We start from the raw sequence: 23,959 nt of genomic DNA, 5'->3' as shown, positions 1-23,959 counted from the left end.
TGGCAGAATGTAAGCAGTATTGATCCTGAGGAGATTCACATGAGCAAAGCCACTGTTTCCGGTACCAAGCCCGCGGCGGCCCCCAAGACCCACCACGGCATCGACCACAGCATCGACCTGGGCCACGGCAACAGCCCGGCGGCCTGGACCTGCGTGATCGTCATGCTGATCGGCGCCCTCATCGCCTCCATCGCCTTCGTCATCGCCAACACCCCCATCTTCGTGGCAGGCGCGGCTGTCATGGTTCTCGGCCTGCTGGCCGGCTACATCATGCGCAAAGCAGGCTACGGCGTGGGCGGCAGCAAGCTGAAGAACGTCGGCCATTAACCGTGACGGTGCTCGATGACATCAATGCCGGTGTCAGGGAGGACATGGAGGCCCGGAAGCGTCTCGTGTCCCTCGCGGAACTGAAGGACCGCGCGCTGGCAGCGGCTCCGGCCCGTGACGCCTGGGCTGCCCTCGACGGCCCGTCCACCACGCGCGAGCACCTCAAGGTCATCGCCGAGATCAAGCGTCGCAGCCCGTCCAAGGGCGACCTCGCGAACATCGTTGACCCGGCCTCGCTGGCCCAGCAGTACGCCGACGGCGGCGCCGCCGTCATCAGCGTGCTCACGGAGCAGCGCCGCTTCAACGGTTCGCTCGCTGACCTGGACGCGGTCCGGGCCCGGGTGGACGTCCCGCTGCTCCGCAAGGATTTCACGCTGGATGACTACCAGATCTGGGAAGCCCGCGCCCACGGCGCGGACCTCATCCTGCTGATCGTGGCGGCCCTGTCCGACCAGCAGCTGCGCGAATTCAGTGCCCTCAGCCGAGAACTCGGCATGAACGTGCTTGTGGAGACGCACACGCCGGAAGAAGTAGAGCGTGCCGTGGCTGCCGAAGCCCGGATCATCGGCGTCAACGTGCGCAACCTCAAGACGCTCGACGTCGACCGCTCCGTTTTTGACTCACTCGCCGGAAGCATTCCGGCCGGCGCAGTTGTGGTGGCCGAGTCCGGCGTCAGGGGAGCCGACGACGTCGCGCACTACGCGGCGCACGGCGCCAACGCCATCCTCGTGGGGGAGGCGCTCGTCAGCGACGCCACGCCGCGGGAACGCATTGCGGAATTCACCGCGGCCGGGGCGGCAGCGATCGCCGCCCGGGTCTGAGCTCCGCCCAACCGTGGCACCATCCCCTCCGCATAGATTCGCGGCGGGATGGTGCATGACATCAATTAGTGAAAAGTGAACAGGATGGTGAGACTGATGGCCGAAGCGCCAACAGCCGGCTCTGACGAAGGTTCGGTGGATGCATTCCTGCAGGGAGGCACATCGCTGCGCCACGCTCCGGGACCCTACTTCGGCTCCTACGGGGGCCGATGGATGCCTGAATCACTGATCGCGGCCCTGGACGAGCTCGAAGACACCTTTGAAAAAGCCAAGGCCGATCCCGAGTTCATCGCGCAGATCGCCGATCTCAACAAGAACTACTCCGGCAGGCCCTCGCTCCTGACCGAGGCGAAGCGTTTCGCCGAGTACGCCGGGGGAGTCCGGGTCTTCCTCAAGCGTGAAGACCTCAACCACACCGGCTCGCACAAGATCAACAACGTGCTGGGCCAGGCCCTCCTGGCCAAGCGCATGGGCAAGACGCGTGTCATCGCCGAAACCGGCGCCGGCCAGCACGGCGTGGCAAGCGCCACCGCGGCCGCACTGCTCGGACTCGAATGCGTCGTCTACATGGGCGCCGAAGACTGCCGCCGCCAGGCCCTGAACGTGGCCCGGATGGAGCTGCTGGGGGCAACCGTCGTGCCGGTGACCAACGGCTCGCAGACCCTTAAAGACGCCATCAACGAGGCGCTCCGCGACTGGGTGGCGAACGTCGGAAACACCCATTACCTGCTGGGCACGGCCGCCGGCGCGCACCCCTTCCCGGCCATGGTCCGCTACTTCCACGAGGTCATTGGCGAGGAAGCCCGCGAGCAGATCCTCGAGCAGACCGGCCGCCTGCCGGACGCTGTCTGTGCGTGCATCGGCGGCGGCTCCAACGCCATCGGCATCTTCCACGGCTTCCTCGATGACCCCTCGGTCAGGATCTACGGCTTCGAGGCCGGCGGCGACGGCGTGGACACCGGCCGCCACGCGGCCACCATCACGCTCGGCAAGCCCGGCGTGCTGCACGGCGCCCGCTCGTACCTCATGCAGGACGACGACGGCCAGACCATCGAATCCCACTCCATCTCGGCAGGGCTGGACTACCCCGGCGTCGGGCCGGAGCACTCCTACCTCGCCGACATCGGACGGGTCAGCTACGAGCCCATCACGGACAGCGAAGCCATGGAGGCCTTCCGGCTCCTGTGCCGCACCGAGGGCATCATTCCGGCCATCGAGTCCTCCCACGCCCTCGCTGGCGCGATCAAGGTGGGGCACCGGCTGGCGGCCGAAGCGGGCGCCGAAGGCAAGGCATCGGACAAGATCGTGATCGTCAACCTCTCCGGCCGTGGCGACAAGGACGTGGCAACAGCCGCCGAGTGGTTTGACCTCCTGGACAAGGACTCCGCCGAGGCAGCCATCGGCAAGGAAGGGGAACAGCTGTGAGCACCGCGCAGATGACCAGCAAATCGGCCATTGCCATTGAAAAGGCCCGTGCAGAGGGGCGTGCGGCCCTGATCGGCTACCTGCCCGCCGGATACCCCAGCGTAGAGGACACCATCGCCGCGGGCATCGCCCTCGCGCGCAACGGTGCGGACCTCATCGAGATCGGCATTCCCTACTCTGACCCGGTCATGGACGGTCCGGTCATCCAGGCCGCCACCACCGAGGCGCTGGCAAAGGGCTTCTCCGTCCGCCAGGTCTTCGACGTCGTTGCCGGAATAACGGCCGAGACAGACGCCGCCGTCCTGGTCATGACCTACTGGAACCCCGTGATCCGGATGGGCGTGGATGAATTCTCGCGGCGCCTGGCCGAAGCCGGGGGAGCAGGCCTCATCACCCCCGACCTCATTCCGGATGAGGCCGCCGAGTGGATGGACGCGTCGGATAAGTACGGGCTGGACCGGGTGTTCCTCGTGGCGCCGTCATCATCGCCCGAGCGCATGCGGCGGACCGTCGAGGCCAGCCGCGGCTTTGTGTATGCCGTCTCCATCATGGGCGTCACCGGCGCCCGCTCCACGGTGAGCGCGGCGGCCAAGGGCGTGGTGGCAGCGGCCAAGGACGCCGGCGCGGAGCGTGTGTGCGTGGGCCTCGGAGTGTCCAACGCGGACCAGGTGGCGGAAATCGCCGCCTACGCCGACGGCGTGATCGTGGGAACCGCCCTCGTGTCCGCCATACGGGACGGCGGAGTGGACGCCGTGGCCAGCCTCACCAAAGACCTCAGTGCCGGACTGACCAGGAAGTAACCTCCAACATGCAGACGTTCCTCACCGCGGCCGCCATGGTCCCCGCGAGCATTCCGAGCCCGGACTGGTCCGGCTTCGACATTCCGCTGCCGTGGGGTTCGCTGCGCATCCATGCCTATGCCCTGTGCATTCTTGCCGGGATCGTCGTCGGCCTTTGGCTGACGTCGGTCCGCTGGGCCAAGCGCGGAACACCGGAGGGCAGCGTCTGGGACATCGTCATCTGGGCCATCCCGTTCGGCATCATCGGCGGCCGGCTCTACCACGTGTTTTCCTCCCCGGACGCGTACTTTGGTCCGGGATTCGACGGCACAGGCGACCTGTCCCTGATCCCGCAGATCCAGCGCGGCGGCCTCGGAATCTGGGGTGCCGTGGTGCTCGGTGCCTTCGGCGCCTGGATCGGCTGCCGGCGCGCAGGCGTCAAACTCACGGCTTTCCTGGACGCCGCGGCGCCCGGACTGCTGCTCGCCCAGGCGGTGGGCCGCTGGGGGAACTACTTCAACCAGGAACTGTTCGGCGGCCCCACCACCCTGCCCTGGGGGCTTCAGGTGGACGCCGACAACGCGAACTTCCCCCAAGGCTTCCCGGCCGACACGCTGTTCCACCCCACGTTCCTGTACGAATCCCTGTGGAACCTCGTGGGCGTGCTCATCCTGCTGGCCCTGGACCGCAGGTTCCACTTCCGCCGCGGCCGGCTCTTCTGCGTCTACGCGATGTACTACACGCTGGGCCGGGTGTGGATCGAGGCCATGCGCATCGACGACGCGGAGCAGATCAGCCTCTTCGGCATCACCACGCGCCTCAACGTCTGGACCAGCATTTTCGTGTTCGTCGGGGCTTTGGCCGTGTTCATCGTGCTGGGCCGCCGCAAGGGCGGCAATCCGGAGGACCCCTACCTCCCGGGCCGCGCGCCGGCTGCCGAGGCTGAGCCCGCCGCCGCCGCTGCCGCCGTTGCCGCCGTCGACAAGGACAAAACGGCCGACGACGGCGACAAGGCACCTGCCGCCGTCGGCGACGCCTCCCCGTCGAAGGGCGACGCTGACCGGGATGCCCTGCCGGCCGGCACTGCACAAGACACCGCAAAAGCCGGCACCGCACAGGACACCGCAACGGACACCGCAGAAGACATCAAGGAATCCGACGCCGGCGCGCCCGTCCCGGCCGGACGGCGCGCGGCCCGCGCCGCGGCTGTTCCGGCTGCCGCTCCTGCCGACGAACCCGTCCGTGATGCGGACCCTGTTGTCTCAGATAGTGAATCGCGTGATAATCTGCCTGATAACCAAAGCGGTTCCAGGCGCTCTTCTGCCCCAACGGAAGCAGTGCCGGCATCCACCGGCGGCACCGCGTCCGCCATGGAAGCGGACACCGGAAAATCCGGTACCAAAGCCACCGGAACCGCGCCGGAGGCTGACGGCACACGCTAGCTCAGCACCGGCAACCAGGGCAGCCAGAGCCACCGCTTGGAGCGCCCAACACCACAGCGTCGTGGCACAAGGGCCAACACCGGGCAGCATAGAGCTGCTGTCCGGTCAAGCCTGGGCCGGGAGCCTGCGTAACTGTTAGTTCAGCAGGCCTCCCTGCCCTACAATTTCCACTAAGTAACACTTTGTTGTGCCCATCACAGCGGCGCTCTGAGTGGGGCCAACGTTGTCCCTTCCATACGCACGATCAGGAGGAAGGACGTCTCCCATGACCCAAACTCTTCACAGCCCCAGCTGGTCCGAACCGAACCAGCCGGACGCCGCCATGTCACCGTTCAAGCGGTTCGCGGCGCTCCCCGAGGCAGCCGGGCTCTACAACCCGGAGCAGGAGAAGGACGCCTGCGGTCTTGCGATCATCGCCACCCTGCGCGGCGAACCCGGGTACGACATTGTCGATGCCGCCCTCACCGCCCTGCGCAACCTCGAGCACCGCGGTGCCGTGGGTGCCGACGAGGGAACGGGCGACGGCGCCGGCCTGCTGATGCAGGTGCCGGACGAGTTCTTCCGTGCCGTCACCGAATTCGAACTCCCGGCGCCCGGGCAGTACGTTGTGGGCACCGCCTTCCTCCCCGCCGAGCAGCGTGAAGCCGATGCCGCGAAGGCAGGCATCGAAGGCCTCGCCGCCGACGAGGGCCTCACCGTCCTCGGCTGGCGCGAGGTGCCCGTCGTGGCCGACCTCGTCGGTGCCATGGCCCGCGCCTGCATGCCGTACTTCTCGCAGCCGTTCTTTGCCTCGTCCACCGGAGAGCAGCTGGAACGCAACGAGCTCGACTCCCGGGCCTGGCGGATCCGCAAGCGCGCGCAGAACAAGTACGGCGTCTACTTCCCGTCGCTGTCGTCGAGGACCATCGTCTACAAGGGCATGCTGACCACGGCCCAGCTGGAGCCGTTCTACCCGGACCTCTCCGACAAGCGCTTCAAGACCAAGCTGGCGATCGTCCACTCGCGCTTCTCCACCAACACCTTCCCGTCCTGGCCCCTGGCGCAGCCGTTCCGCACCATCGCCCACAACGGCGAAATCAACACGGTCAAGGGCAACCGGAACTGGATGCGCGCCCGCCAGTCACAGCTCGCCAACCCGCTACTGGGCGATTCCCCCGAGGAGCTGTACCCCATCTGCACCCCGGGCGCTTCCGATTCGGCGTCCTTCGATGAAGTTGCCGAACTGCTCTGGCTGTCCGGCCGCCCCATCACGCACTCGATCATGATGATGATCCCCGAGGCCTGGGAAAACCACGCCACGATGGATCCTGCCCGCAAGGCATTCTACGAATACCACTCCCTGCTGATGGAACCGTGGGACGGCCCTGCGGCCGTGTCGTTCACCGACGGCAGCCTGGTCGGCGCCACCCTGGACCGTAACGGTCTGCGCCCGGGTCGCTACTGGATCACCGAAGACGGCCTCGTCGTCTTCGCCTCCGAGGTGGGCGTCATCGACGTCGAACCCTCCAAGGTGGTCAAGAAAGGCCGTGTGTCGCCCGGCAAGATGTTCCTCGTGGACACCGAGGCGGGCCGGATCATCGACGACGAAGAGGTCAAGGCCGAGGTCGCCGCGGCGAACCCATGGGCCGAGTGGCTCAAGGACAACCTGATCGACCTCAACGAGCTGCCGGAACGCGAGCACGTGGTGCACACGGCCGCGTCCGTGAACATCCGCCAGCGGACCTTCGGCTACACCACCGAGGAACTCAAGATCCTGCTGGGCCCGATGGCCCGCACCGGTGCCGAGCCGCTGGGCGCCATGGGCTCCGACACCCCGGTGGCCGTGCTGTCCAAACGCCCGCGGCTGCTCTTTGACTACTTTGTGCAGTCCTTCGCGCAGGTGACCAACCCGCCGCTGGATGCCATCCGCGAAGAGCTGGTCACATCCCTGATGTGTGCGATCGGCCCCAACGGAAACCTGCTTGACACCAAGCAGGTCCGGCAGCCGCAGATTTCGCTGCCGTTCCCGGTGATCAACAACGACCAGCTGGCGAAGATCGCCAACATCGAGGACGCCGACGGCACCAGGGTGGCCATGAAGGTCCGCGGCCTCTACCGCCCCGAAGGCGGCGAGAACGCCCTCCGCGCCCGGCTGACCGAGATCTGCGAGCAGGTTTCCGGCGCCATCAACCGCGGCGTGCAGTATGTTGTGCTGTCCGACCGCGACTCCAACGCCCAGTGGGCGCCCATTCCTTCGCTGCTGCTGGTCAGCGCCGTGCACCACCACCTGCTGCGCAGCGCCAACCGCACCAAGACCGCCCTCGTGGTCGAGGCCGGGGATGTCCGCGAGACGCACCACGTGGCCGTCCTGATCGGCTACGGCGCGTCCGCCGTCAACCCCTACCTGGCCATGGAATCCGTGGAGCAGCTCATCGCCGCCGGCGATGTCGTCGGCGTCACCCCGCAGGACGGCGTCTACAACCTGATCAAGGGCCTCGGCAAGGGCGTCCTGAAGATCATGTCCAAGATGGGCATCTCCACCGTGGCGTCCTACACCGGCGCGCAGACCTTCGAAGCGCTTGGCCTCGGCCAGGAGCTCGTGGATGAATTCTTCGCCGGCACGCACTCCCAGCTGGGCGGCGTGGGGCTGGACGTCATAGCGGCCGAAGTTTCTGCCCGGCACCAGATGGCCTACCCCGAAGGCGGCATCGAACAGCCGCACCGCCCGCTCCTGGGCGGCGGCGAGTACCAGTGGCGCCGCGACGGCGAGCCGCACCTCTTCAACCCGGAGACTGTCTTCCGGCTGCAGCACGCCACGCGTGAGCGCCGTTACGACATCTTCAAGGCCTACACCAAGGGCGTGGACGACCAGTCCGAGAACCTGATGACCCTGCGCGGGCTCCTCAGGTTCAAGGACGGCCTGCGTCCCGCCGTGCCGCTCGAGGAAGTGGAGCCGGTCTCCAGCATCGTCAAGCGGTTCTCCACGGGGGCCATGAGCTACGGCTCCATCTCCAAGGAAGCCCACGAGACGCTCGCGATCGCCATGAACCGGCTGGGCGGCAAGTCCAACACCGGTGAGGGCGGCGAGGACGTGGACCGCCTCCTGGATCCGGAGCGCCGTTCTGCCGTCAAGCAGATCGCCTCCGGCCGGTTCGGCGTCACCAGCCTGTACCTGACCAACGCTGACGACATCCAGATCAAGATGGCCCAGGGCGCCAAGCCCGGCGAGGGCGGCCAGCTGATGGCCCAGAAGGTCTACCCCTGGGTTGCCCGCACGCGCCACTCGACGCCCGGCGTCGGACTGATCTCGCCGCCCCCGCACCACGACATCTACTCCATCGAGGACCTCGCGCAGCTGATCTACGATGCCAAGCGCGCCAATCCTTCGGCCAGGGTGCACGTGAAGCTCGTCTCCGAGGTGGGCATCGGCACAGTTGCCGCCGGTGTGACCAAGGCGAAGGCCGACGTCGTGCTCGTTTCCGGGCACGACGGCGGAACCGGCGCCTCGCCGCTGAACTCGCTCAAGCACGCCGGCGTCCCGTGGGAGCTGGGGCTCGCAGAGACCCAGCAGACGCTCATGCTTAACGGCCTGCGCGACCGCGTGGTGGTGCAGGTGGACGGCCAGCTCAAGACCGGCCGCGACGTCGTCATTGCCGCCCTGCTCGGTGGCGAGGAATTCGGCTTCGCCACGGCCCCGCTGGTGGTTGAAGGCTGCATCATGATGCGCGTCTGCCACCTGGACACCTGCCCTGTCGGCGTCGCCACGCAGAACCCCGAACTGCGGGCCCGCTTCACCGGCAAGCCCGAGTTCGTGGTCAACTTCTTCGAATTCCTGGCCGAGGAAGTCCGCGAAATCCTCGCGGAACTTGGCTTCCGGAGCATCGAGGAAGCGATCGGCCACGCGGAAGCGCTCGACACCCGCGAAGCGATCAACCACTGGAAGGCCGAAGGCCTGGACCTCGACCCCATCCTGCACGGGCTGGAGTTCGACGACGACGCCCCGCTGCGCAACCTGACCGGTCAGAACCACGAGCTGGACAAGCACTTCGACCAGCGGCTCATCACCATGGCCGCCGAGGCGCTGACCGACCGCAGCCCGGTGAAGATCGCCGTCGACGTCATCAACACGGACCGCTCCGTCGGCACCATGCTGGGCCACGTCGTGACCAAGACGTTCAGCACGGACGTGCTGGCGACGGACACGATCGACATCACGCTGACCGGCACCGCAGGCCAGTCGCTGGGCGCCTTCCTGCCCGCCGGCATCACGCTGCGGATGTACGGCGACTCCAACGACTACGTGGGCAAGGGCCTCTCCGGCGGCCGCATCATCGTCCGCCCGGACCGCACCAACGTGTTCCAGGCCGAGAGCAACGTGATCGCCGGAAACGTGATCGGTTACGGTGCCACCAGCGGCGAGATGTTCCTGCGCGGCCAGGTGGGCGAACGCTTCCTGGTCCGCAACTCCGGCGCCACGGCGGTTGTCGAGGGTATCGGCGACCACGGCTGCGAGTACATGACCGGCGGCCAGACGCTCATCATCGGCCGGACCGGACGCAACTTCGGTGCGGGCATGTCCGGCGGAACGGCCTACGTGCTGGACCTGCGGACCACCCGCGTGAACAAGCAGGCGCTGGAATCCGGCGAACTCCAGCTCCAGGAGCTGGATGCTGAGGACCGCGACATCGTCCACGGCCTGCTGGTCAAGCATGTCGAGGAAACCGAATCCCAGCTGGCCGAGCGGCTGCTCGAGAACTTCGATGACACCGCTGCCCGCATAACCAAGGTGCTGCCGCGCGATTATGCGGCCGTCCTGCAAACCCGTCTGAGCGCCATCGAAGAGGGCCTGGACCCCGACGGCGAAGAAGTTTGGTCTCGAATCCTGGAGGTGACCGGTGGCTGATCCACGCGGATTTCTGAAAGTACGTCAGCGTGAAACCCAGCCACGCCGCCCCGTTCCGGTCCGCATCATGGACTGGAAGGAAGTCTACGAGGCCCAGGAAAAGGGTGTCCTCAAGAGCCAGGCCGGACGCTGCATGGACTGCGGCGTACCGTTCTGCCACCAGGGCTGCCCGCTCGGGAACCTGATCCCCGAGTGGAACGACCTCATGTGGCGGGACAAGGGCGAGGAAGCGATTGAGCGGCTGCATGCCACCAACAACTTCCCCGAATGGACCGGCCGCCTGTGCCCGGCACCGTGCGAGGCGTCCTGCGTGCTGGGCATCAACCAGCCCGCCGTGACCATCAAGCAGGTTGAGGTGTCCATCATCGATGAGGCGTTCGACAACGGCTGGGTCAACCCGTTGCCGCCCGCGCGCCTGACCGGCAAGACGGTCGCCGTCGTGGGTTCCGGCCCCGCAGGCCTGGCCGTTGCCCAGCAGCTGACCCGTGTGGGACACACCGTGGCCGTGTACGAGCGCGACGACAAGATCGGCGGCCTGCTGCGCTACGGCATCCCCGACTTCAAGATGGAAAAAGAGCAGGTGGACCGGCGGCTCGAGCAGATGAAGGCTGAAGGCACCCGCTTCCGCACCGGCGTTGCCGTCGGCACGGACGTGACGTGGGAGCAGCTGCGCCGGCGCTACGACGCCGTCGTGATCGCCACCGGCGCCACCGTTCCGCGTGACCTGCCGATCCCGGGCCGCGAGCTTGACGGCGTGCACTTCGCGATGGACTACCTCGTACCGGCGAACCGCGTAGTGGCGGGGGAGACGGTCGAGAACCAGATCCACGCCAAGGGCAAGCACGTGGTGATCCTAGGCGGCGGCGACACCGGTGCTGACTGCCTCGGCACCGCGCACCGCCACGGTGCGGCATCCGTGACCACCTTGGCCATCGGCAAGCAGCCTCCCGTCGAGCGCGCCGGCCACCAGCCGTGGCCGACGTTCCCCACGCTCTTTGAGATGGCCAGCGCCCACGAAGAGGGCGGTGAACGCACCTACCTCGCCTCGACCGTTGAGTTCGTCGGCGAAAACGGCAAGCTCACCGGCGTCAAGGTTGCCGAGACCGAATTCGTTGACGGCAAGCGCCTCCCCAAGGCCGGCACGGAGCGGATCATTCCCGCCGACCTGGTGTTCCTGTCCCTGGGCTTCACCGGAGCCGAACCGGCCGGAATCGCCGAGCAGGTCAGCGCTGAGTTCGACGGGCGCGGAAACGTGGCCCGCGACGGCTACTACATGACCAACACCGAAGGCGTGTTCGTTGCGGGTGACGCCGGACGCGGCCAGTCGCTCATCGTGTGGGCCATTGCCGAAGGGCGGGCCGCCGCCGCGGCGGTGGACAAGTTCCTGATGGGAAGCACGATTCTTCCCGCTCCCGTGGCCCCGACGGATCGGGCGATCGCCGTCCTGTAGCGCAGCCTGGAGGTTAAATTCACCTCCGCGACAACTTAACCAATGCAAGAGACCAATAGGGTAGGTATATGAGACGCGCAAAAATTGTGGCCACCTTCGGACCGGCGATTGCCAGCTATGAAAACACCCTCGCGGTGTTGGAAGCAGGCGTTGACGTTGCCCGGATGAACATGAGCCACGGCGATTACTCCGTGCACGACAACACCTATGAGAACGTCCGCAAGGCCGCCACGGATCTCGGCAAGGCCGTCGCGATCATGGCCGACCTGCAGGGACCGAAGATCCGGCTCGGCCGCTTCGTGGACGGCCCGCACGAGCTCGCGGTCGGTGACATCTTCACGATCACCACCGAGGACGTGCCCGGCACCAAGGAGATCTGCTCCACGACGCTCAAGAGCCTCACCGACGACGTCAACGTGGGCGACGCCCTGCTGATCGACGACGGCAAGGTTGCCCTGCGCGCCATCGAGGTGGACGACGTCAAGGTCGTCGCCCAGGTGACCGTGGGCGGCATGGTGTCCAACAACAAGGGCATCAACCTCCCGGGCGTTGCTGTCAACGTTCCGGCCCTGAGCGAGAAGGATGAGGACGACCTCCGCTGGGCGATCCGCCGCGGCGTGGACCTCGTTGCCCTGTCCTTCGTCCGCGACGCCAGCGACATCAAGCGCGTCCACGAGATCATGGACGAAGAAGGCCGCCGCGTTCCGGTGATCGCCAAGATCGAGAAGCCGCAGGCCGTGGAGCAGCTCCACGAGATCATCGACGCGTTCGACGCGATCATGGTGGCCCGTGGCGACCTCGGCGTTGAGCTTCCGCTGGAGGAAGTGCCGATCGTGCAGAAGCGCGCCATTGAACTGGCACGCCGCTGGGCCAAGCCGGTCATCGTGGCCACGCAGGTGCTCGAGTCCATGATCGACAACCCGCGCCCCACCCGCGCGGAAGCCTCCGACTGCGCCAACGCCGTGCTCGACGGCGCCGATGCAGTCATGCTGTCCGGCGAGACCAGCGTGGGCAAGTACCCGATCGAGACGGTCAAGGTCATGGCCAGGATCATCGAGTCCACCGAGGAGCACGGCCTGGAGCGCGTCCCCCCGCTGGGCACCAAGCCCAAGACCCGCGGTGGCGCCATCACCCGTGCTGCCGTCGAGATCGCGGACCAGCTGGAGGCCAAGTACATCTGTACGTTCACGCAGTCCGGTGACTCGGCACGCCGCCTGTCCCGCCTCCGCCCGATCAAGCCGGTCTTCGCGTTCACCCCGGTGGAGCACGTGTGGAACCAGCTGGCACTGACCTGGGGCATCCAGCCGGTGCTCGTGCCCATGGTGGGCCACACGGACGAAATGACCGCGCAGGTAGACCGCAGCCTGCTGGACATGGGGCTCGTGGAAGACGGTGACCTTGTGGTCATCGCTGCCGGTTCCCCTCCCGGAAAGGCCGGTTCCACCAACTCGCTGAAGGTGCACAAGGTGGGCGACCTCGCCGACACTTCGCGCCTGGGCGAGGCAGGGGAGAAGAAGGAAAAGCTCGGCCCGTGGCCGGAAAAGAAGAAGAAGAACTAGGCTTCAGCCCCTGCTGAGTAGCTGAGACCAAAGGGAGGATCCCCGCCGATTGGCGGGGATCCTCCCTTTTTTGGCTTTTTGGCTGTAACAAAAAGGAGGATCCCCGCCGCGTGGCGGGGATCCTCCTCTGTCTTTTTGGCGCTAGTTGACCTGGTTGATGATGGTCTCGGCCACTTCGCGCATGCTCAGGCGGCGGTCCATGGAGGTCTTCTGGATCCAGCGGAAGGCTTCCGGCTCCGTCAGGCCCATCTTGGTGGTGAGCAGGCTCTTGGCGCGCTCAACGAGCTTGCGGGTGGCGAACTGCTCCTGCAGGTCCGTGACCTCGTTTTCGAGGGCCTTGATCTCCTCGTGGCGGGACAGGGCGATCTCCAGGGCGGGGATCAGGTCCGCGGGGGTGAAGGGCTTGACGACGTACGCCATGGCGCCGGCGTCGCGGGCGCGCTCCACGAGTTCCTTCTGGCTGAAGGCGGTCAGCAGCACCACGGGGGCGATGCGGGCCTTGACGATCTTCTCGGCGGCGGTGATGCCGTCCATGACGGGCATCTTGACGTCCATGAGGACGAGGTCCGGCTTGAGCTCCTCGGCCAGCTGGACGGCCTTCTCGCCGTTGTCCGCCTCGCCGATGACGTCATAGCCCTCGCCGCGCAGGATTTCGATGATGTCGAGGCGGATGAGGGTTTCGTCTTCGGCCACAATGACGCGGCGCGCCGGCTGGGACGTGGTGTTTGACTCCGTCGGTTCTGACACGGGATCTCCTTGAAAAGGTACGGCGGGAACATCACTATCTTAGGTGCGCCCGCGGCTGTACTTGGATCTGCATGGCTTCGTGCGGCGTCACTGGCGCGATTCTGGAATTTAGCCTATCTGCATGTAGAGTAAATCCGCGCACTGGAAGTGGCTGCGTTGCTCACAATCACGTTGTGGGCCTACGATTGTTACTCCGTGTACTCCGCGCCCGAGTGGCGGAATTGGCAGACGCGCCGCACTCAAAATGCGGTATCGAAAGGTGTGTGGGTTCGAGTCCCACCTCGGGCACAGTGTTTCCGCAGGTCAGGGGCCTATTAGGCCTCTGGCTGTTGACAAAAAGCCCAAAAGTGTTGACACGGGCCTAGCATTTTTATGTGGCAAGTATCCGCAAGCGCGTGAAAAAGGACGGTACGTCGTCCTTCATGGTGCTCTGGCGTGACCCGAAGAGCCGCGAGCAACAGGGCCTCACGGTTGCCACCGAAGCCGAAGCTGAGACGCTTAGGCGCTTGCTGGATGCTAACGGGCAATCGTTCGAAATCGCCCAGCACGCAATCCTCACCAATCAGGCGAGAGTGCCGACTGTTGCCGACGTCATCCAAGAGCACATCGATCTACTGGTTCGCCCGTCGAGCGGAACCACCAGGACCTATCAGGTAATGCTCGATCTCCATGTGCGGAACGTCATCGGTCACATCCCCGTGGACAAGCTCGACTATCGCCACATCATGCATTGGGTAAAGTCGATGCGGGCGAAGGGCCGTTCACCGAAGACGATCCACAACGTGCACGGATTGATCTCGGCGGCCATGAATACCGCCGAAATGCTTGGTTACGTCCCCCGCAACCCTTGTCGTGGTGTGCAGCTGCCGCCCATCGAAAAGGCTGAGGATGAAGCCATGTTCCTCACCCATGCGGAGTTCAGCCTGATCATGGAGGGCATGGGGGAGCGATATAAAGCCTTCACGAACTTCCTTGTCATGACGGGAACGCGATTCGGTGAGGCAACAGCCCTCACCGTCGCCGACGTCGACCTGCTATCAAAGCCGCCGACGGCGCGGATAAATAAGGCCTGGAAGCGGGATAGTCGCTCTCAGTTCTACATCGGAGCCACCAAGACCGGGGCAGGCAAACGGACCATCGGACTCAACCCAGCCCTTGTGGAGCTACTTATTCCGCTTGTGGCCAGCCGCCCGGGGAAAGAGCTTGTATTCACCACGCCCAAGGGTCAGCGGATCATCCATAAGTTGTACTGGCATCACTACTGGGTGCCAGCCGTGCGCACAGCCCAAGTCAATGGCCTCCAGAAAAATCCCCGAATCCACGATCTTCGCCACACGCACGCCTCTTGGTTGATCCAGGATGGGGTTCCGCTGTTCACGATCTCGCGGCGGCTTGGTCATACTTCCACGCGGACGACAGAGCAGGTCTACGGACACTTGATGCCGGAAGCCCTGCAGGCGGGTGCGGACGCGACGGAGCGCTCGATTTCGGGGTTTGTTCGCTAACGGATCCTGCCGCGGCACTGAGCTATCTGCGGCTGGGTCAGGTGACCGGTGCGAGTCGCACTCTCGCGCGAGTGCCAATGAGCCGTTCCTTCGGAGCCGTCTTTGGACTGGCGGGGACGGCCAGCGCTGTGTCGCCGGGGAGAATCTCACTCAGCCGGGCGATTTCCATGATGTGCTCGGAAGTGAAGATGATTTTTCCTTTTCCCCAGCAGGCGTGGGGAAATCGCCCGCTGGCGGCGCCGTCTCGTAGCCATGCCTCAGTGCACTTCATCAGGGCAGCTGCCTCGGCCGGCTCGAAGAATTCAAGATCCATCGGAACTCACTAATTTCTCGACTGCTTTGGCAGTTCATGATGGTTGACCCAGCAGGGAACATGACTCAGCTGTAAGGGGACTGCCGCACTGCCCGAAGAGGAAGCCCTCGAATCTCTGGTTGACTCACCCTCTGGACATGTCCAGAGCATGGGAGTTCAATGGAGGTCAAGTGGTTGCCACTTGCCGAACCCGGCGATGATGAGGTCGTTGGACGCCGGCTTGATTTTGGAATGACATAGGCATTGCTGGGGATGCTCATGGAAAATCGTTCAAAGGTCGTAGGAACAACGCCGGCGGAACGCGCCGCACATGCTTTCAAGGCGCTGCTGCTACCCACACATCTAACTCTTGGGCGCCTTGTTGAAGTTGTCGAGCGCATCCGTTGCCGGCGCATTGAGATTGAAGTTTCAGGTGCGCTCAATGGTGGGTCAGTCTGTGGGCTGTGGCTGTCGACCGACACGGCTGAGATCATCTTGCACGCCGCGACGCCGTCAGCGCTTCACAGGCAACAATTCGTACTTCATGAGCTAGGGCACATGGTTCTCCGCCACGATGAGTTGGTACTACCCGCGGATTACGCCGGCGTCCTCTTTCCTAACCTGTCCAGTGACCTCGTTACCCGAGTCCTTGGGCGAAGCAGCTTTGTTAACCATGTTGAGGCCGCAGCGGAAAGCCTGGCAGACCTATTCGCAGCCGCGATCCGGGAAAGCACCATCGAACCACGATCGTTCGAACGGATTTTCGGATGATCCAGCTCCTGGCGGCCTCCCTAATCTGGGGTCTCGTGCTTTGCCTGTTGCCGGGACTCCGATGGCGCGCTGATCACAGCATTTTGGTGGCAGCTGTAACCATCGCGACTGCTCTCACGCTGAACATCGACCAGGTCTACGTTGCCGGAGACGCCTTGGTTGGTAGTCGTAACGTGCTGGATCTGCTCGCGAACATCTTGATGGTTGTCGGCATATATTTCCTGTCAAGGGCGATTCTTCGTGCTGCCGACCCCGAAGAGATTCCGTCGCGGCGGGATCACTTCGGCCTTGCTATTTTGGGACTCGTGATTGTGGGCCTCATCGTCTGTTTCAGCGCTGTCGCTGCCCCATACTCATCCACGAGTTTCATGAAGGACTTTGGAGATCAGTGGTCCGCTGCCGTCTATTCCGCAGTTCAATTTGGCTACATTGGAATCGTCGTAGGCATCACGGGCTACACGTGCTTTAGGTTCCGGGGCAATATGTCCAGGCCCTACTTCCGCATAGCGTTCACTCTTATCGGTGTGGGCTGTTCACTAGCTGTGATCTTAGTTTTGGCCGTCTTGGGAATGGACGTTCTCCACCTGCACGGGGATTTGGTAGGGATGAGAGCCCTTTCACTTGTTTACGATGCTGCCCTCGTCGGAGCGATGGCCTTCCTATGTGCGGGACTCGCCCTGCCACCCACGGCTCGTCGGATTTCCCGCAGGAGGGAATCGAAGACGGAAGCCACCTTGGTCGGTCGCCTTACCGAGGTCTGGGAAAAGACGACGGATCAGAGGCGGGAGGTCCGGCTCGTTTCCTCCGCCGAAATTGTCGATCGGCCTGACTCAGCCAGACGGCGCCTCCATAGGATGCTGGTCGAAATCCAGGATGCCCTCCTTATCGATCCTGAGCTCTTGAAGGTATTGGATGATCGTGACCACCAAGTGCTCAACCGAGTGGAGCAGTATCTGGCCGTACCTCCTTCGCGGACGGAAGATGGAACGGGTCCCCACACTGTCGGAAGGGGGAGCACGCTTCATGACAGAATCAGACGCCAATTCTTCGGACACGCCCCAAGCAAAACTCGCTCGGAAGCTGAACCTACTGCTTGACCTTTTCGAGGCGAAAGGGTCGGAGCTCCTTACCTATCAACAGATCAGTCATCAGATGGCGCAACGCGGAACGCCTTTGTCACGCTCGCGCTGGGCATACATGCGGAGCGGGGATGGCTCGCTGGCCACTGATGAAGCGCTCTTGCGGAATCTCGCTGAATTTTTCGGCGTCGACTCCGAGTACCTGCTGGATGATTCCAGCGACGTTCCCAGACTCGTTGATGCCCAGCTTGAGTTGCTGCGTAGTTTGCGTGAAGCTCGTGTGCGGAACTTTGCCGCGCGGCAGCTGCAGGGTATCTCCCCTGATACCCTCTTACGGCTTCGCAAGGTGATTGATGAACGGCTCGGAGGTGGAGACCAAGGTGGCGACGATAACGGGCGTTCGTAGGGTCATTGGTGGGCTGGCGACGGCGGCCGCCCTCGGGGGCGCCACAGCATGTCTTGCTGCGGTATATTTTGCGCGGCAAGTGGTCGTGCCCAAGACTTTCCGCAAAGAGGATCTTCCCATCCGACGGGTTTTTCGAGATGCCGACGGCTCATCACTCATCGACCTGCCTACTTCACCGCAGACAACCGCGCCAGGGCGTTACAGCCTATGGTTTGCTAAGGGCTCCGGCCATGCCTGCATAGGTCCGATCACCGGGATGAATGCTGAAGCCGGCACAGTCTCACGAGTTGTGGAGCGGGTCGACGCTGGCGATTTGACGACCGCCCGGGCAGGAATCTGGAGCGGGTATGTATTCTCGAAGCCTGACCAACTTGGCCTGCCGTATTCAGAGGTTGAGATTCCAGTTGAGCATGGCGCCGCTCCGGCGTGGAAGTTTGCGCCCACCAAGATTACGGCCACTTCGGACATCTGGGCAATACACATCCATGGGATGGGGGGAACCAGGGCCGGGGCTCTCCGCGGAGTTCCAGTTGCCAATCGGCTGGGATGCACGTCGCTGGTCGTCTCATTTCGAAATGACCGTGAGGCGCCTGCAGCGGCCGACGCCCGGTACATGCTGGGTCAAACCGAATGGCGCGACGTCGAAGCTGCGGTGAGGTACGCCGTCGGCGAAGGAGCGCGGCAGATTGTGCTTTTCGGCTGGTCGCTGGGTGGATCCATCGCTCTGCGGTTGGATGATTTGTCGGCCCACTCCGGCTACGTCTCTGGACTTGTTCTCGATGCTCCTGTCATGGACTGGACTAGGACATTGATCTCGAATGCTCGGGCAACCGGACTGCCGGCTCCGATCGCGTCTCTGGGGTTAGGTCTTATGCGGACCAAGACATTCCGGTGGGTCACAGGGCTTGCGGAGCCACTCGATTTTCAGTCATCAGATTGGGTTGGCCGGGCGTCTGAGCTCAACAAGCCAGTTCTGATATTGCACGGAATGGGTGATCTTTCTACGCCCTTCGAAGTTTCGCAGCTCACGGCAAAACTTCGTCCGGACCTAATTCATCTCGTGCCCTTTGAAGTAGAGGGGCACTCTCAGGAATGGAACGTCGATGCTGAGAAGTGGGAGAGTGCGGTCGCTGACTGGCTCTTGGGTCTGGGCCTGGGAGCAGTGACCACGGAATTGGATGACGTCGGAGAGCTGACGAGCGCTGTGGCGGAGTTCTAATCCATTGGCATCGACGAACCCGTCGTATTGACCTCGCCCGCAAACACAGCCGCCATGGCTTGGAGCTGTCCGCGAACCTGTTCAGGGCAAGCCTCGAATCTCCTTGCAGATGCGGGTACCACGAGTCCAACCGAATGAAGTAGAGCTAGGTGCCGCCGGACGGCTGAATGCGATGCACCGAGTTGGGAAGCGATCTCGCCACACGTTGACGAGCCGTTCCTTAGAAGGAAGCGGAGGATTTGGCTTCGCGTTCGGTTCATCAAGATGTTCGACATGGAGACCACAGCTTGAGTAAGGATGAAGAGTAAGCCAGCTGCTGTAGACGGGTCTACAGCAGAAGGCTACTCCTCCTAGCTCCCGGTGGGAAGGTTCCGGTCTGCATGTGGCAGCGATTGCCCCTCTGGATGACTCGCGGAATACTGGGGGCAAGGAGAAGCGGGCTGAACCCGACCTGTTTCGGCCAACGCGAAGGGATGGGCGATGCTTGGTGACGATGCTGGCCTTGACGGGACATTCGCCCCTCAAGCGCGTCTCGCCCGTCGTCTGAATCTGTTGCTGGACGTCGTTGTTGCCGAACGGGGAGCGCCGGTCACCTTTCGGGAGATTCAGGCAGAATTGGCGAGTAGGGGGGTCAAGCTCTCTCGCGCCCGCTGGTTCTACATGAAGGACGGCAGGGGGCGACTAGTCAGTGATCCGGCACTTCTCACTGCACTTTGCGACATCTTCAACGTGGATGCCTCGTATCTCCTGCTCGGCAAGGACGCCGACCTGCCTGAACGCATTGATTCGCAGCTTGAGTTCGTCAAGTCGCTTCGGGCGGCTCGTGTGAAGTCCTTCGCTGTTCGAACTCTAGGAGATGTCTCTCCGGAAACACTGCGCGCCATCTCCGAGTACCTCAACAGGGACATCAGCCTTCACCCTGGCGGCGAACAGGCAGCAGCTAGCGCTCCAGCAGATACCGAAGATGGGCGTCAAGGAGCTCCTTGATCCGCACAGCGTTAGCTGAGTAGCGCGGCGAGCGGCCGTGACGACGGCCAACTTCGACATCGACGACGATCGCGCCTGCTTCCTCCAGTGCGAGCAGGTGCTTGGCGACACTGGGCTCACCTGCGCTGACGGCAGCAACGATGTCGCCCCGCGTCGCGGGGCCATGCGTTGAAAGATAGCGAAGGATCTCGTTCCGCGATCTGTTGCCAAACGTCGCCACGGCAGCCTCGACGTCGGGCGACCATGCGTCGTCCTGAGGCTGCGTGATACGTGGCATGGAACCATTGTTGCGGAACCGCACCGGAAAAGTAAGAACAGCACTCTTGACGATACTTTAATTATCTTCGACAATACTTTTCATAAGAGATTGCCATTGTGGTTGAAGTGCAATGTTGAGGCCACGTCTGAGGCGCCGAGTGCTGGGGCCGGAGTTGTCGGAAACTGTCAGTTGAAACGGTGAAGACCATGCGCGTCGAAACCAAGGCGAATCACGCCGAGCGGAATCAATCAAAGTCAACCAGCGTCGACGTCTCCCTGCAGCGTCCGCCGTCGTCTGAAGAAATCACGATATCTGTGGACCAGATGATGGTGGCCGTCGAGGGGGTGCGCCGGTATGTCATCTCGCATTTGTCGCGGATTGGCCGCACATGCGACGTCGATGATGTCATGCAGGACGTTAGGGTGGCCGTTTGGGATGGGGTGTCCCGAGGTCGTTATCGACCGTTGCCGGGCGTGCGGTTTGCGGCCTGGGTGCAGGGCGTTGCAATCAATGTCTGTGCTGCACACATCCGTCGAGAGCTGACACATCAGACACTCCCGCTGATCCTCGACCCGGCGAACGCGGAGGACTCAGCGTCGTTCGACGCCTTGGCCGTTTTAGTGGTGGATCGGTACGAGGATCGAAGCGCTGAAAAGGTACTCGACCAACATTCGGCTCAGGTCTTGCTGGGTCTAACACGCGCCTCTGTTTCCGCACCCATTTGGGGACTTGCGGTGGACAGTCTTTCAGGACCGCGCAAGTACGGACCGCCGTCGCCTCAAGATCGGCGCCGCTGGAATGCGGTAACCGTGGTGCGCCAGACCGCGAAGACGATCAACAAAGCACTGGATGTCGAGCCTGGAACCATCCGAAATCTACAGGAGCTGTGTCGGTGCGCGGTCGACTGCCTGCCTAGTCCGCTTCTGCGTGGGGTGGCCGAAACTATTGTGCGTCCTGATGTACGCGGGCCAGAGAGACACAAGGCCATAGCTGCTTTAGCCATTGAGCTTGGCGTTACAGAACGCTACGTTGCGGTCCAGATTGGCTGCGCCCGTAGGCTCTATCAGACTGCGTGGCGGACTCTCCGGGGGGCAATGAAAAGTCGCTGAGTCATGCACTCAGCCCGCATGCCCGCCATGAACTGGGTGAGGGAGGCGAGAATGTTACGGTCCAGAGAATCTGGGTGGCGAGGTCAGAATCGCGGCCGCCGCTTGTGGCTCGTTTTTGCAATCCTGGCAGCTGCCGTTGCCACCGTGCTGCTTGTCTTGCCTGGGTCGCCGCGACCTCCGTCAACGAGTACGACGGCGGATCCGGCAACATCGCCGCAGGCACCTTCCACTGGCCATCCGCCGTCGTCCGCACCGTCTGTTTCAACGACCTCGACTAAGGCCCCAGCCGCCGAGGGAACGACTGGAGTTCCGCACACCACGAACTATCGGACGCTGGCAACAGCCGCGGCTCAGGCCATTTACACCTGGGACACACGAACGTCGTCGTACTCGGAGGTCTATGGCCGCCTCCGTAGCTGGTGGGACGTCCTGCCGGACGGTTCGAATCCGTTGGCCGTTCTTGCCCATGAATTTGAAGCCACAGGCATCAACGCCGGAGCCTTTGCGTCCTTGGCCGGGCAGAAGGCCTTCCGAACGGCCACGGCTGAATCCATGACCTGTGATGAGGAGTTGGCCGAGGTGCGAGAGCGCCCGGCACCCTGGCTGGGTCTTCACGTCTGCACCGTCGCTCTGAGAGTCGTGGATCAGACGGCCAACGCCCGCAACGCCTTCATGGCGGCTGTCAGCGTCATCGTCAATTGTCCGCCGGCAGCAAATGCCCCGCCCGACCGTTGCACGATGGCCGGGTTCTACGCGACCCCAAGCAGGATCGTGTACTGATGCCGTTCCCGGCAAGTGTTTGTGGCCGTGGCCAAGCGTCGTACCCTGCTGCGCGCCGCGACCGCCGTCGCCATGGTCGTGGCACTGATGTTCGGCGTGGTTTTCTGCGCCTTTGTTACCGTGTTAGTCGCTAAGCCGTCGAGCTCCGACTCCGTCTGCACATCCGCTATACCTGCGGACAATCGTTCGGCGGATCGCAGTGCGGGTGCTCTGGAAATCCACACTGGCAGCTCGGAACCGGTCTGGCTCACTTCAGACCAGATCGCAGTAGCCAAGGGCTACATTTCGGTCGGGAAGCAACTGGGAGTACCGCAAGAAGCCTTGATTATCGCCATCATGATGGCTCTTCAGGAATCCAGCCTCAGAGTCCTAGCTAACTCGAATGTCCCGGCCTCGTTCCAGTTCTCACACGACGGCGTCGGAAGCGATCATGACTCACTTGGGACTGCCCAGCAGCGCCCGGCAGCCGGCTGGGGGAGCGTCGAGGAGCTGATGGACCCTGACTACAACGCCCGTGCCTTCTATGGCGGGCCATCGGGTCCTAATCGCGGCAGTCCTCGGGGGTTACTCGATGTATCGGGGTGGCAGTCCATGGACAAAGGCCAGGCCGCTCAGGCTGTCCAGGTGTCGGCTTTTCCCGAGCTGTACGCGCGATGGGAGTCTCAGGCCACAGCCATAGTCGATTCACTCGAGGGTGTCACCGCGCCGGCCATGTGCAACGATTCGCCGATGGAGGCGGCACAGCCGGTAGCACCGGCGAGCCTGCCTCAGATCCGCAAGGATATCTTGCGCTTTACCCAAGCGGGCGTCGGCGGGACGTACATTTGGGGTGGAACAGCGTACAAAGCTTGGGACTGCTCCGGATATGTCCAGTGGATCTACAGGCAGGTCGGAATCAACCTTCCGCGCGTCGAACAGTGGAGAGTCGGGCACCGAACGGACAGTCCGCAGCCAGGTGACTTGGTTGTCCAGAATCCGCAGGGGCCGGACACCTGGGGGCATGTCGGTATTTACGCGGGAGACGGCATGATGTACAGCGCGCTGAATCCTGCTCTGGGGACCTTGCTGCACCCCGTCGATTGGAACCCAGGCAGCGCCTATTTCGATTTGCTGACATCGTCGATTGCGCAGTGAGCTGACTAGGACGATTCCCAAGCTGGTCAGCGACATGAGTACGCGAGTCGCCGTCTTGCGAGACGGTTACCGACCGGATGAAATGTTATCCCTAGAGCCAGCGGCTACCCTCCCAGGCTTCCGCCGCCACCCTCTTGATGTGCGGGGCTTCAATCCATTCGCACTTGTATTCGTTGCCTTCTATCCACTCCACGAGGCCGTAGTAGCGCGTGTAGGCCAGGGCGCGGCCGTAGATGATGTCGATCTGGACTAGCGGCTGCTGCCCTATGGGGAAGAAAACAACCGGTGTATCGTCGTCGGCTGGAGTTCTGGATTCAGCCTCGGTGCGGGCCATCATTCTCATGAAACCGCTGGGATCGAACTTGTTCACACTTCCAATGATGCACCCAGAGGAGACAAAATTCGAATATGTGTTCGAATGATCGCTTGCACGCTCGTTACCGGCCACTGAGCCTAGAACAACTTGCTCAGCAAGGAGGACGTAGTGCCCAGCGCCGGTGCCCGCTGTACGGATTCGTTTGCCACGCGGGTTGCGCCGATCCTCTGGCATGATCCGATTCCGCGTCGCCTACCGCCTCGGCGTATGTGGCTCAGTACCAATTTCCGAGTCGGTCATGTCGCCCAGCTCCACCGGGCACCATGAAGTCGTGAGCTCAAACTGCTCATTCCACTGGAACACGACGGATGGAGCACCAGATGTTTCTGGCAGCGGTAGATCCTGGGATCACACCCAACGCGAACTTTCCTTTCCTTGAATCCCTAAAGCAGATCGGAGGAGGGATCCTAGTCGGCGCATTCATTGTGATCGCAATAGTGGCGATCATTGGCGCGGCGATGCTCTTGGCCGGCAAGCTGAGCCAATCGTCACGCCTCGCCTCTGGCGGCGGCGTGATCTTGCTTTGGACCGGCCCGGTGGCCGCGATCCTGGGCGGCATCAACGGCTACATCCTTTGGTCCCAGACTGCGTTTCCGCTCGGATTCTAGGT

21 protein-coding genes, 1 tRNA gene and 1 pseudogene are annotated in these 23,959 nt (G+C 63.4%); 19 read left to right on the top strand and 4 right to left on the bottom strand.

What is annotated here, in order from left to right; all coding sequences use genetic code 11:
* Positions 1 to 39: 39 nt before the first annotated feature.
* From ASG92_RS06030 to pyk, 8 genes and pseudogenes are all read left to right on the top strand, one after another.
* On the top strand, positions 40 to 327 hold the full coding sequence (locus tag ASG92_RS06030) for an HGxxPAAW family protein (RefSeq protein ID WP_056625876.1): 288 nt from the start codon (positions 40 to 42) through the stop codon (positions 325 to 327).
* Positions 328 to 329: 2 nt separating this feature from the next.
* A complete protein-coding gene (gene trpC, locus ASG92_RS06025) occupies positions 330 to 1,148 on the top strand; it encodes an indole-3-glycerol phosphate synthase TrpC (RefSeq protein ID WP_082579339.1) in 819 nt (272 codons plus the stop codon).
* A gap of 96 nt (positions 1,149 to 1,244) precedes the next feature.
* On the top strand, positions 1,245 to 2,573 hold the full coding sequence (gene trpB, locus ASG92_RS06020; RefSeq protein ID WP_056625873.1) for a tryptophan synthase subunit beta: 1,329 nt from the start codon (positions 1,245 to 1,247) through the stop codon (positions 2,571 to 2,573).
* A gap of 11 nt (positions 2,574 to 2,584) precedes the next feature.
* Complete coding sequence (gene trpA, locus ASG92_RS06015; protein ID WP_056626059.1) at positions 2,585 to 3,373, top strand: tryptophan synthase subunit alpha; 789 nt, start codon at positions 2,585 to 2,587, stop codon at positions 3,371 to 3,373.
* A gap of 8 nt (positions 3,374 to 3,381) precedes the next feature.
* Positions 3,382 to 4,284, top strand: a pseudogene (lgt, locus tag ASG92_RS30395) (prolipoprotein diacylglyceryl transferase); the annotation flags it as partial.
* 775 nt (positions 4,285 to 5,059) lie between these two features.
* On the top strand, positions 5,060 to 9,676 hold the full coding sequence (gltB, locus tag ASG92_RS06005) for a glutamate synthase large subunit (protein WP_056625867.1): 4,617 nt from the start codon (positions 5,060 to 5,062) through the stop codon (positions 9,674 to 9,676).
* Positions 9,669 to 11,126, top strand: coding sequence for a glutamate synthase subunit beta (locus ASG92_RS06000; RefSeq protein ID WP_056625863.1), 1,458 nt, complete (start codon positions 9,669 to 9,671; stop codon positions 11,124 to 11,126). The genes gltB and ASG92_RS06000 overlap by 8 nt, the downstream gene beginning before the upstream one ends.
* Positions 11,127 to 11,194: 68 nt before the next feature.
* Positions 11,195 to 12,685, top strand: a complete 1,491-nt coding sequence (gene pyk, locus ASG92_RS05995) for a pyruvate kinase (protein WP_056625861.1) — start codon at positions 11,195 to 11,197, stop codon at positions 12,683 to 12,685.
* Between the two features lie 141 nt (positions 12,686 to 12,826).
* On the opposite strand, the gene ASG92_RS05990 is transcribed toward pyk, so the two are convergent.
* Positions 12,827 to 13,432, bottom strand: coding sequence for a response regulator (locus ASG92_RS05990; protein ID WP_056625858.1), 606 nt, complete (start codon positions 13,430 to 13,432; stop codon positions 12,827 to 12,829).
* A gap of 206 nt (positions 13,433 to 13,638) precedes the next feature.
* Between ASG92_RS05990 and ASG92_RS05985 the strand changes: the two genes are divergently transcribed.
* Together ASG92_RS05985 and ASG92_RS05980 are read left to right on the top strand one after the other, a co-directional pair.
* A tRNA-Leu gene (locus ASG92_RS05985) sits at positions 13,639 to 13,720 on the top strand.
* Positions 13,721 to 13,806: 86 nt separating this feature from the next.
* Complete coding sequence (locus ASG92_RS05980) at positions 13,807 to 14,937, top strand: site-specific integrase (protein WP_056625855.1); 1,131 nt, start codon at positions 13,807 to 13,809, stop codon at positions 14,935 to 14,937.
* 37 nt (positions 14,938 to 14,974) lie between these two features.
* Here ASG92_RS05980 and ASG92_RS05975 read toward each other — a convergent pair whose 3' ends face one another.
* A complete protein-coding gene (locus ASG92_RS05975) occupies positions 14,975 to 15,250 on the bottom strand; it encodes a hypothetical protein (protein WP_056625852.1) in 276 nt (91 codons plus the stop codon).
* Positions 15,251 to 15,508: 258 nt separating this feature from the next.
* Here ASG92_RS05975 and ASG92_RS05970 point away from each other — a divergent pair, with 258 nt between their 5' ends.
* The 5 genes from ASG92_RS05970 to ASG92_RS05950 all read left to right on the top strand — a co-directional run bounded on the left by ASG92_RS05970 (position 15,509) and on the right by ASG92_RS05950 (position 19,691).
* Positions 15,509 to 16,000, top strand: coding sequence for a hypothetical protein (locus ASG92_RS05970; protein ID WP_157372127.1), 492 nt, complete (start codon positions 15,509 to 15,511; stop codon positions 15,998 to 16,000).
* An 86-nt stretch (positions 16,001 to 16,086) separates the two neighbouring features.
* A complete protein-coding gene (locus ASG92_RS05965) occupies positions 16,087 to 17,097 on the top strand; it encodes a hypothetical protein (protein ID WP_157372126.1) in 1,011 nt (336 codons plus the stop codon).
* A complete protein-coding gene (locus ASG92_RS28150) occupies positions 17,024 to 17,485 on the top strand; it encodes a hypothetical protein (protein WP_157372125.1) in 462 nt (153 codons plus the stop codon). Before ASG92_RS05965 ends, ASG92_RS28150 begins: the two co-directional genes overlap by 74 nt.
* Positions 17,433 to 18,704 (top strand): alpha/beta fold hydrolase, encoded by a 1,272-nt coding sequence (locus ASG92_RS05955; RefSeq protein WP_082579338.1) that lies wholly within the window; start codon positions 17,433 to 17,435, stop codon positions 18,702 to 18,704. Before ASG92_RS28150 ends, ASG92_RS05955 begins: the two co-directional genes overlap by 53 nt.
* A 480-nt stretch (positions 18,705 to 19,184) precedes the next feature.
* The gene (locus ASG92_RS05950) at positions 19,185 to 19,691 is read left to right on the top strand and encodes a hypothetical protein (RefSeq protein ID WP_056625830.1); all 507 of its coding nucleotides are present in this window, start codon (positions 19,185 to 19,187) and stop codon (positions 19,689 to 19,691) included.
* Here ASG92_RS05950 and ASG92_RS27165 read toward each other — a convergent pair.
* Positions 19,645 to 19,968 carry a helix-turn-helix transcriptional regulator gene (locus tag ASG92_RS27165; protein ID WP_157372123.1) on the bottom strand — a complete coding sequence of 108 codons (324 nt, stop codon included), beginning with the start codon at positions 19,966 to 19,968 and terminating at the stop codon, positions 19,645 to 19,647. The genes ASG92_RS05950 and ASG92_RS27165 overlap by 47 nt on opposite strands.
* Positions 19,969 to 20,156: 188 nt before the next feature.
* On the opposite strand from ASG92_RS27165, the gene ASG92_RS05945 reads away from it, so the two are divergent.
* From ASG92_RS05945 to ASG92_RS29585, 3 genes are all read left to right on the top strand, one after another.
* A complete protein-coding gene (locus ASG92_RS05945; RefSeq protein WP_157372122.1) occupies positions 20,157 to 21,059 on the top strand; it encodes a sigma factor in 903 nt (300 codons plus the stop codon).
* 450 nt (positions 21,060 to 21,509) lie between these two features.
* Positions 21,510 to 21,839: a hypothetical protein gene (locus ASG92_RS05940; protein ID WP_056625824.1), complete on the top strand. Its 330-nt coding sequence runs from the start codon at positions 21,510 to 21,512 to the stop codon at positions 21,837 to 21,839.
* 27 nt (positions 21,840 to 21,866) lie between these two features.
* Entirely contained in the window at positions 21,867 to 22,973 is a 1,107-nt protein-coding gene (locus tag ASG92_RS29585) for a C40 family peptidase (RefSeq protein WP_157372121.1), read from the top strand.
* 91 nt (positions 22,974 to 23,064) lie between these two features.
* Here ASG92_RS29585 and ASG92_RS05930 read toward each other — a convergent pair whose 3' ends face one another.
* Positions 23,065 to 23,343 (bottom strand): hypothetical protein, encoded by a 279-nt coding sequence (locus tag ASG92_RS05930; RefSeq protein ID WP_056625820.1) that lies wholly within the window; start codon positions 23,341 to 23,343, stop codon positions 23,065 to 23,067.
* Between the two features lie 326 nt (positions 23,344 to 23,669).
* Between ASG92_RS05930 and ASG92_RS05925 the strand changes: the two genes are divergently transcribed.
* The gene (locus ASG92_RS05925; RefSeq protein ID WP_157372120.1) at positions 23,670 to 23,957 is read left to right on the top strand and encodes a hypothetical protein; all 288 of its coding nucleotides are present in this window, start codon (positions 23,670 to 23,672) and stop codon (positions 23,955 to 23,957) included.
* Positions 23,958 to 23,959: the final 2 nt, after the last annotated feature.

The organism is Arthrobacter sp. Soil736, from assembly GCF_001428005.1.
Taxonomy (GTDB): domain Bacteria; phylum Actinomycetota; class Actinomycetes; order Actinomycetales; family Micrococcaceae; genus Arthrobacter.
Note: the sequence above shows the minus strand (reverse complement) of the source record. Positions and strands in the feature narration are given on the sequence as shown.

Bases quoted from the DNA above. Each gene is read 5' to 3' on its own strand.
- ASG92_RS06030 (WP_056625876.1), top strand. From the start codon at position 40: ATGAGCAAAGCCACTGTTTCCGGTACCAAGCCCGCGGCGGCCCCCAAG.
- trpB (WP_056625873.1), top strand. From the start codon at position 1,245: ATGGCCGAAGCGCCAACAGCCGGCTCTGACGAAGGTTCGGTGGATGCA.
- trpA (WP_056626059.1), top strand. From the start codon at position 2,585: ATGACCAGCAAATCGGCCATTGCCATTGAAAAGGCCCGTGCAGAGGGG.
- gltB (WP_056625867.1), top strand. From the start codon at position 5,060: ATGACCCAAACTCTTCACAGCCCCAGCTGGTCCGAACCGAACCAGCCG.
- pyk (WP_056625861.1), top strand. From the start codon at position 11,195: ATGAGACGCGCAAAAATTGTGGCCACCTTCGGACCGGCGATTGCCAGC.
- ASG92_RS05975 (WP_056625852.1), bottom strand. From the start codon at position 15,250: ATGGATCTTGAATTCTTCGAGCCGGCCGAGGCAGCTGCCCTGATGAAG.
- ASG92_RS05970 (WP_157372127.1), top strand. From the start codon at position 15,509: ATGGAAAATCGTTCAAAGGTCGTAGGAACAACGCCGGCGGAACGCGCC.
- ASG92_RS28150 (WP_157372125.1), top strand. From the start codon at position 17,024: ATGACAGAATCAGACGCCAATTCTTCGGACACGCCCCAAGCAAAACTC.
- ASG92_RS05955 (WP_082579338.1), top strand. From the start codon at position 17,433: ATGAACGGCTCGGAGGTGGAGACCAAGGTGGCGACGATAACGGGCGTT.
- ASG92_RS05950 (WP_056625830.1), top strand. From the start codon at position 19,185: ATGCTTGGTGACGATGCTGGCCTTGACGGGACATTCGCCCCTCAAGCG.
- ASG92_RS27165 (WP_157372123.1), bottom strand. From the start codon at position 19,968: ATGCCACGTATCACGCAGCCTCAGGACGACGCATGGTCGCCCGACGTC.
- ASG92_RS05945 (WP_157372122.1), top strand. From the start codon at position 20,157: ATGCGCGTCGAAACCAAGGCGAATCACGCCGAGCGGAATCAATCAAAG.
- ASG92_RS05925 (WP_157372120.1), top strand. From the start codon at position 23,670: ATGTTTCTGGCAGCGGTAGATCCTGGGATCACACCCAACGCGAACTTT.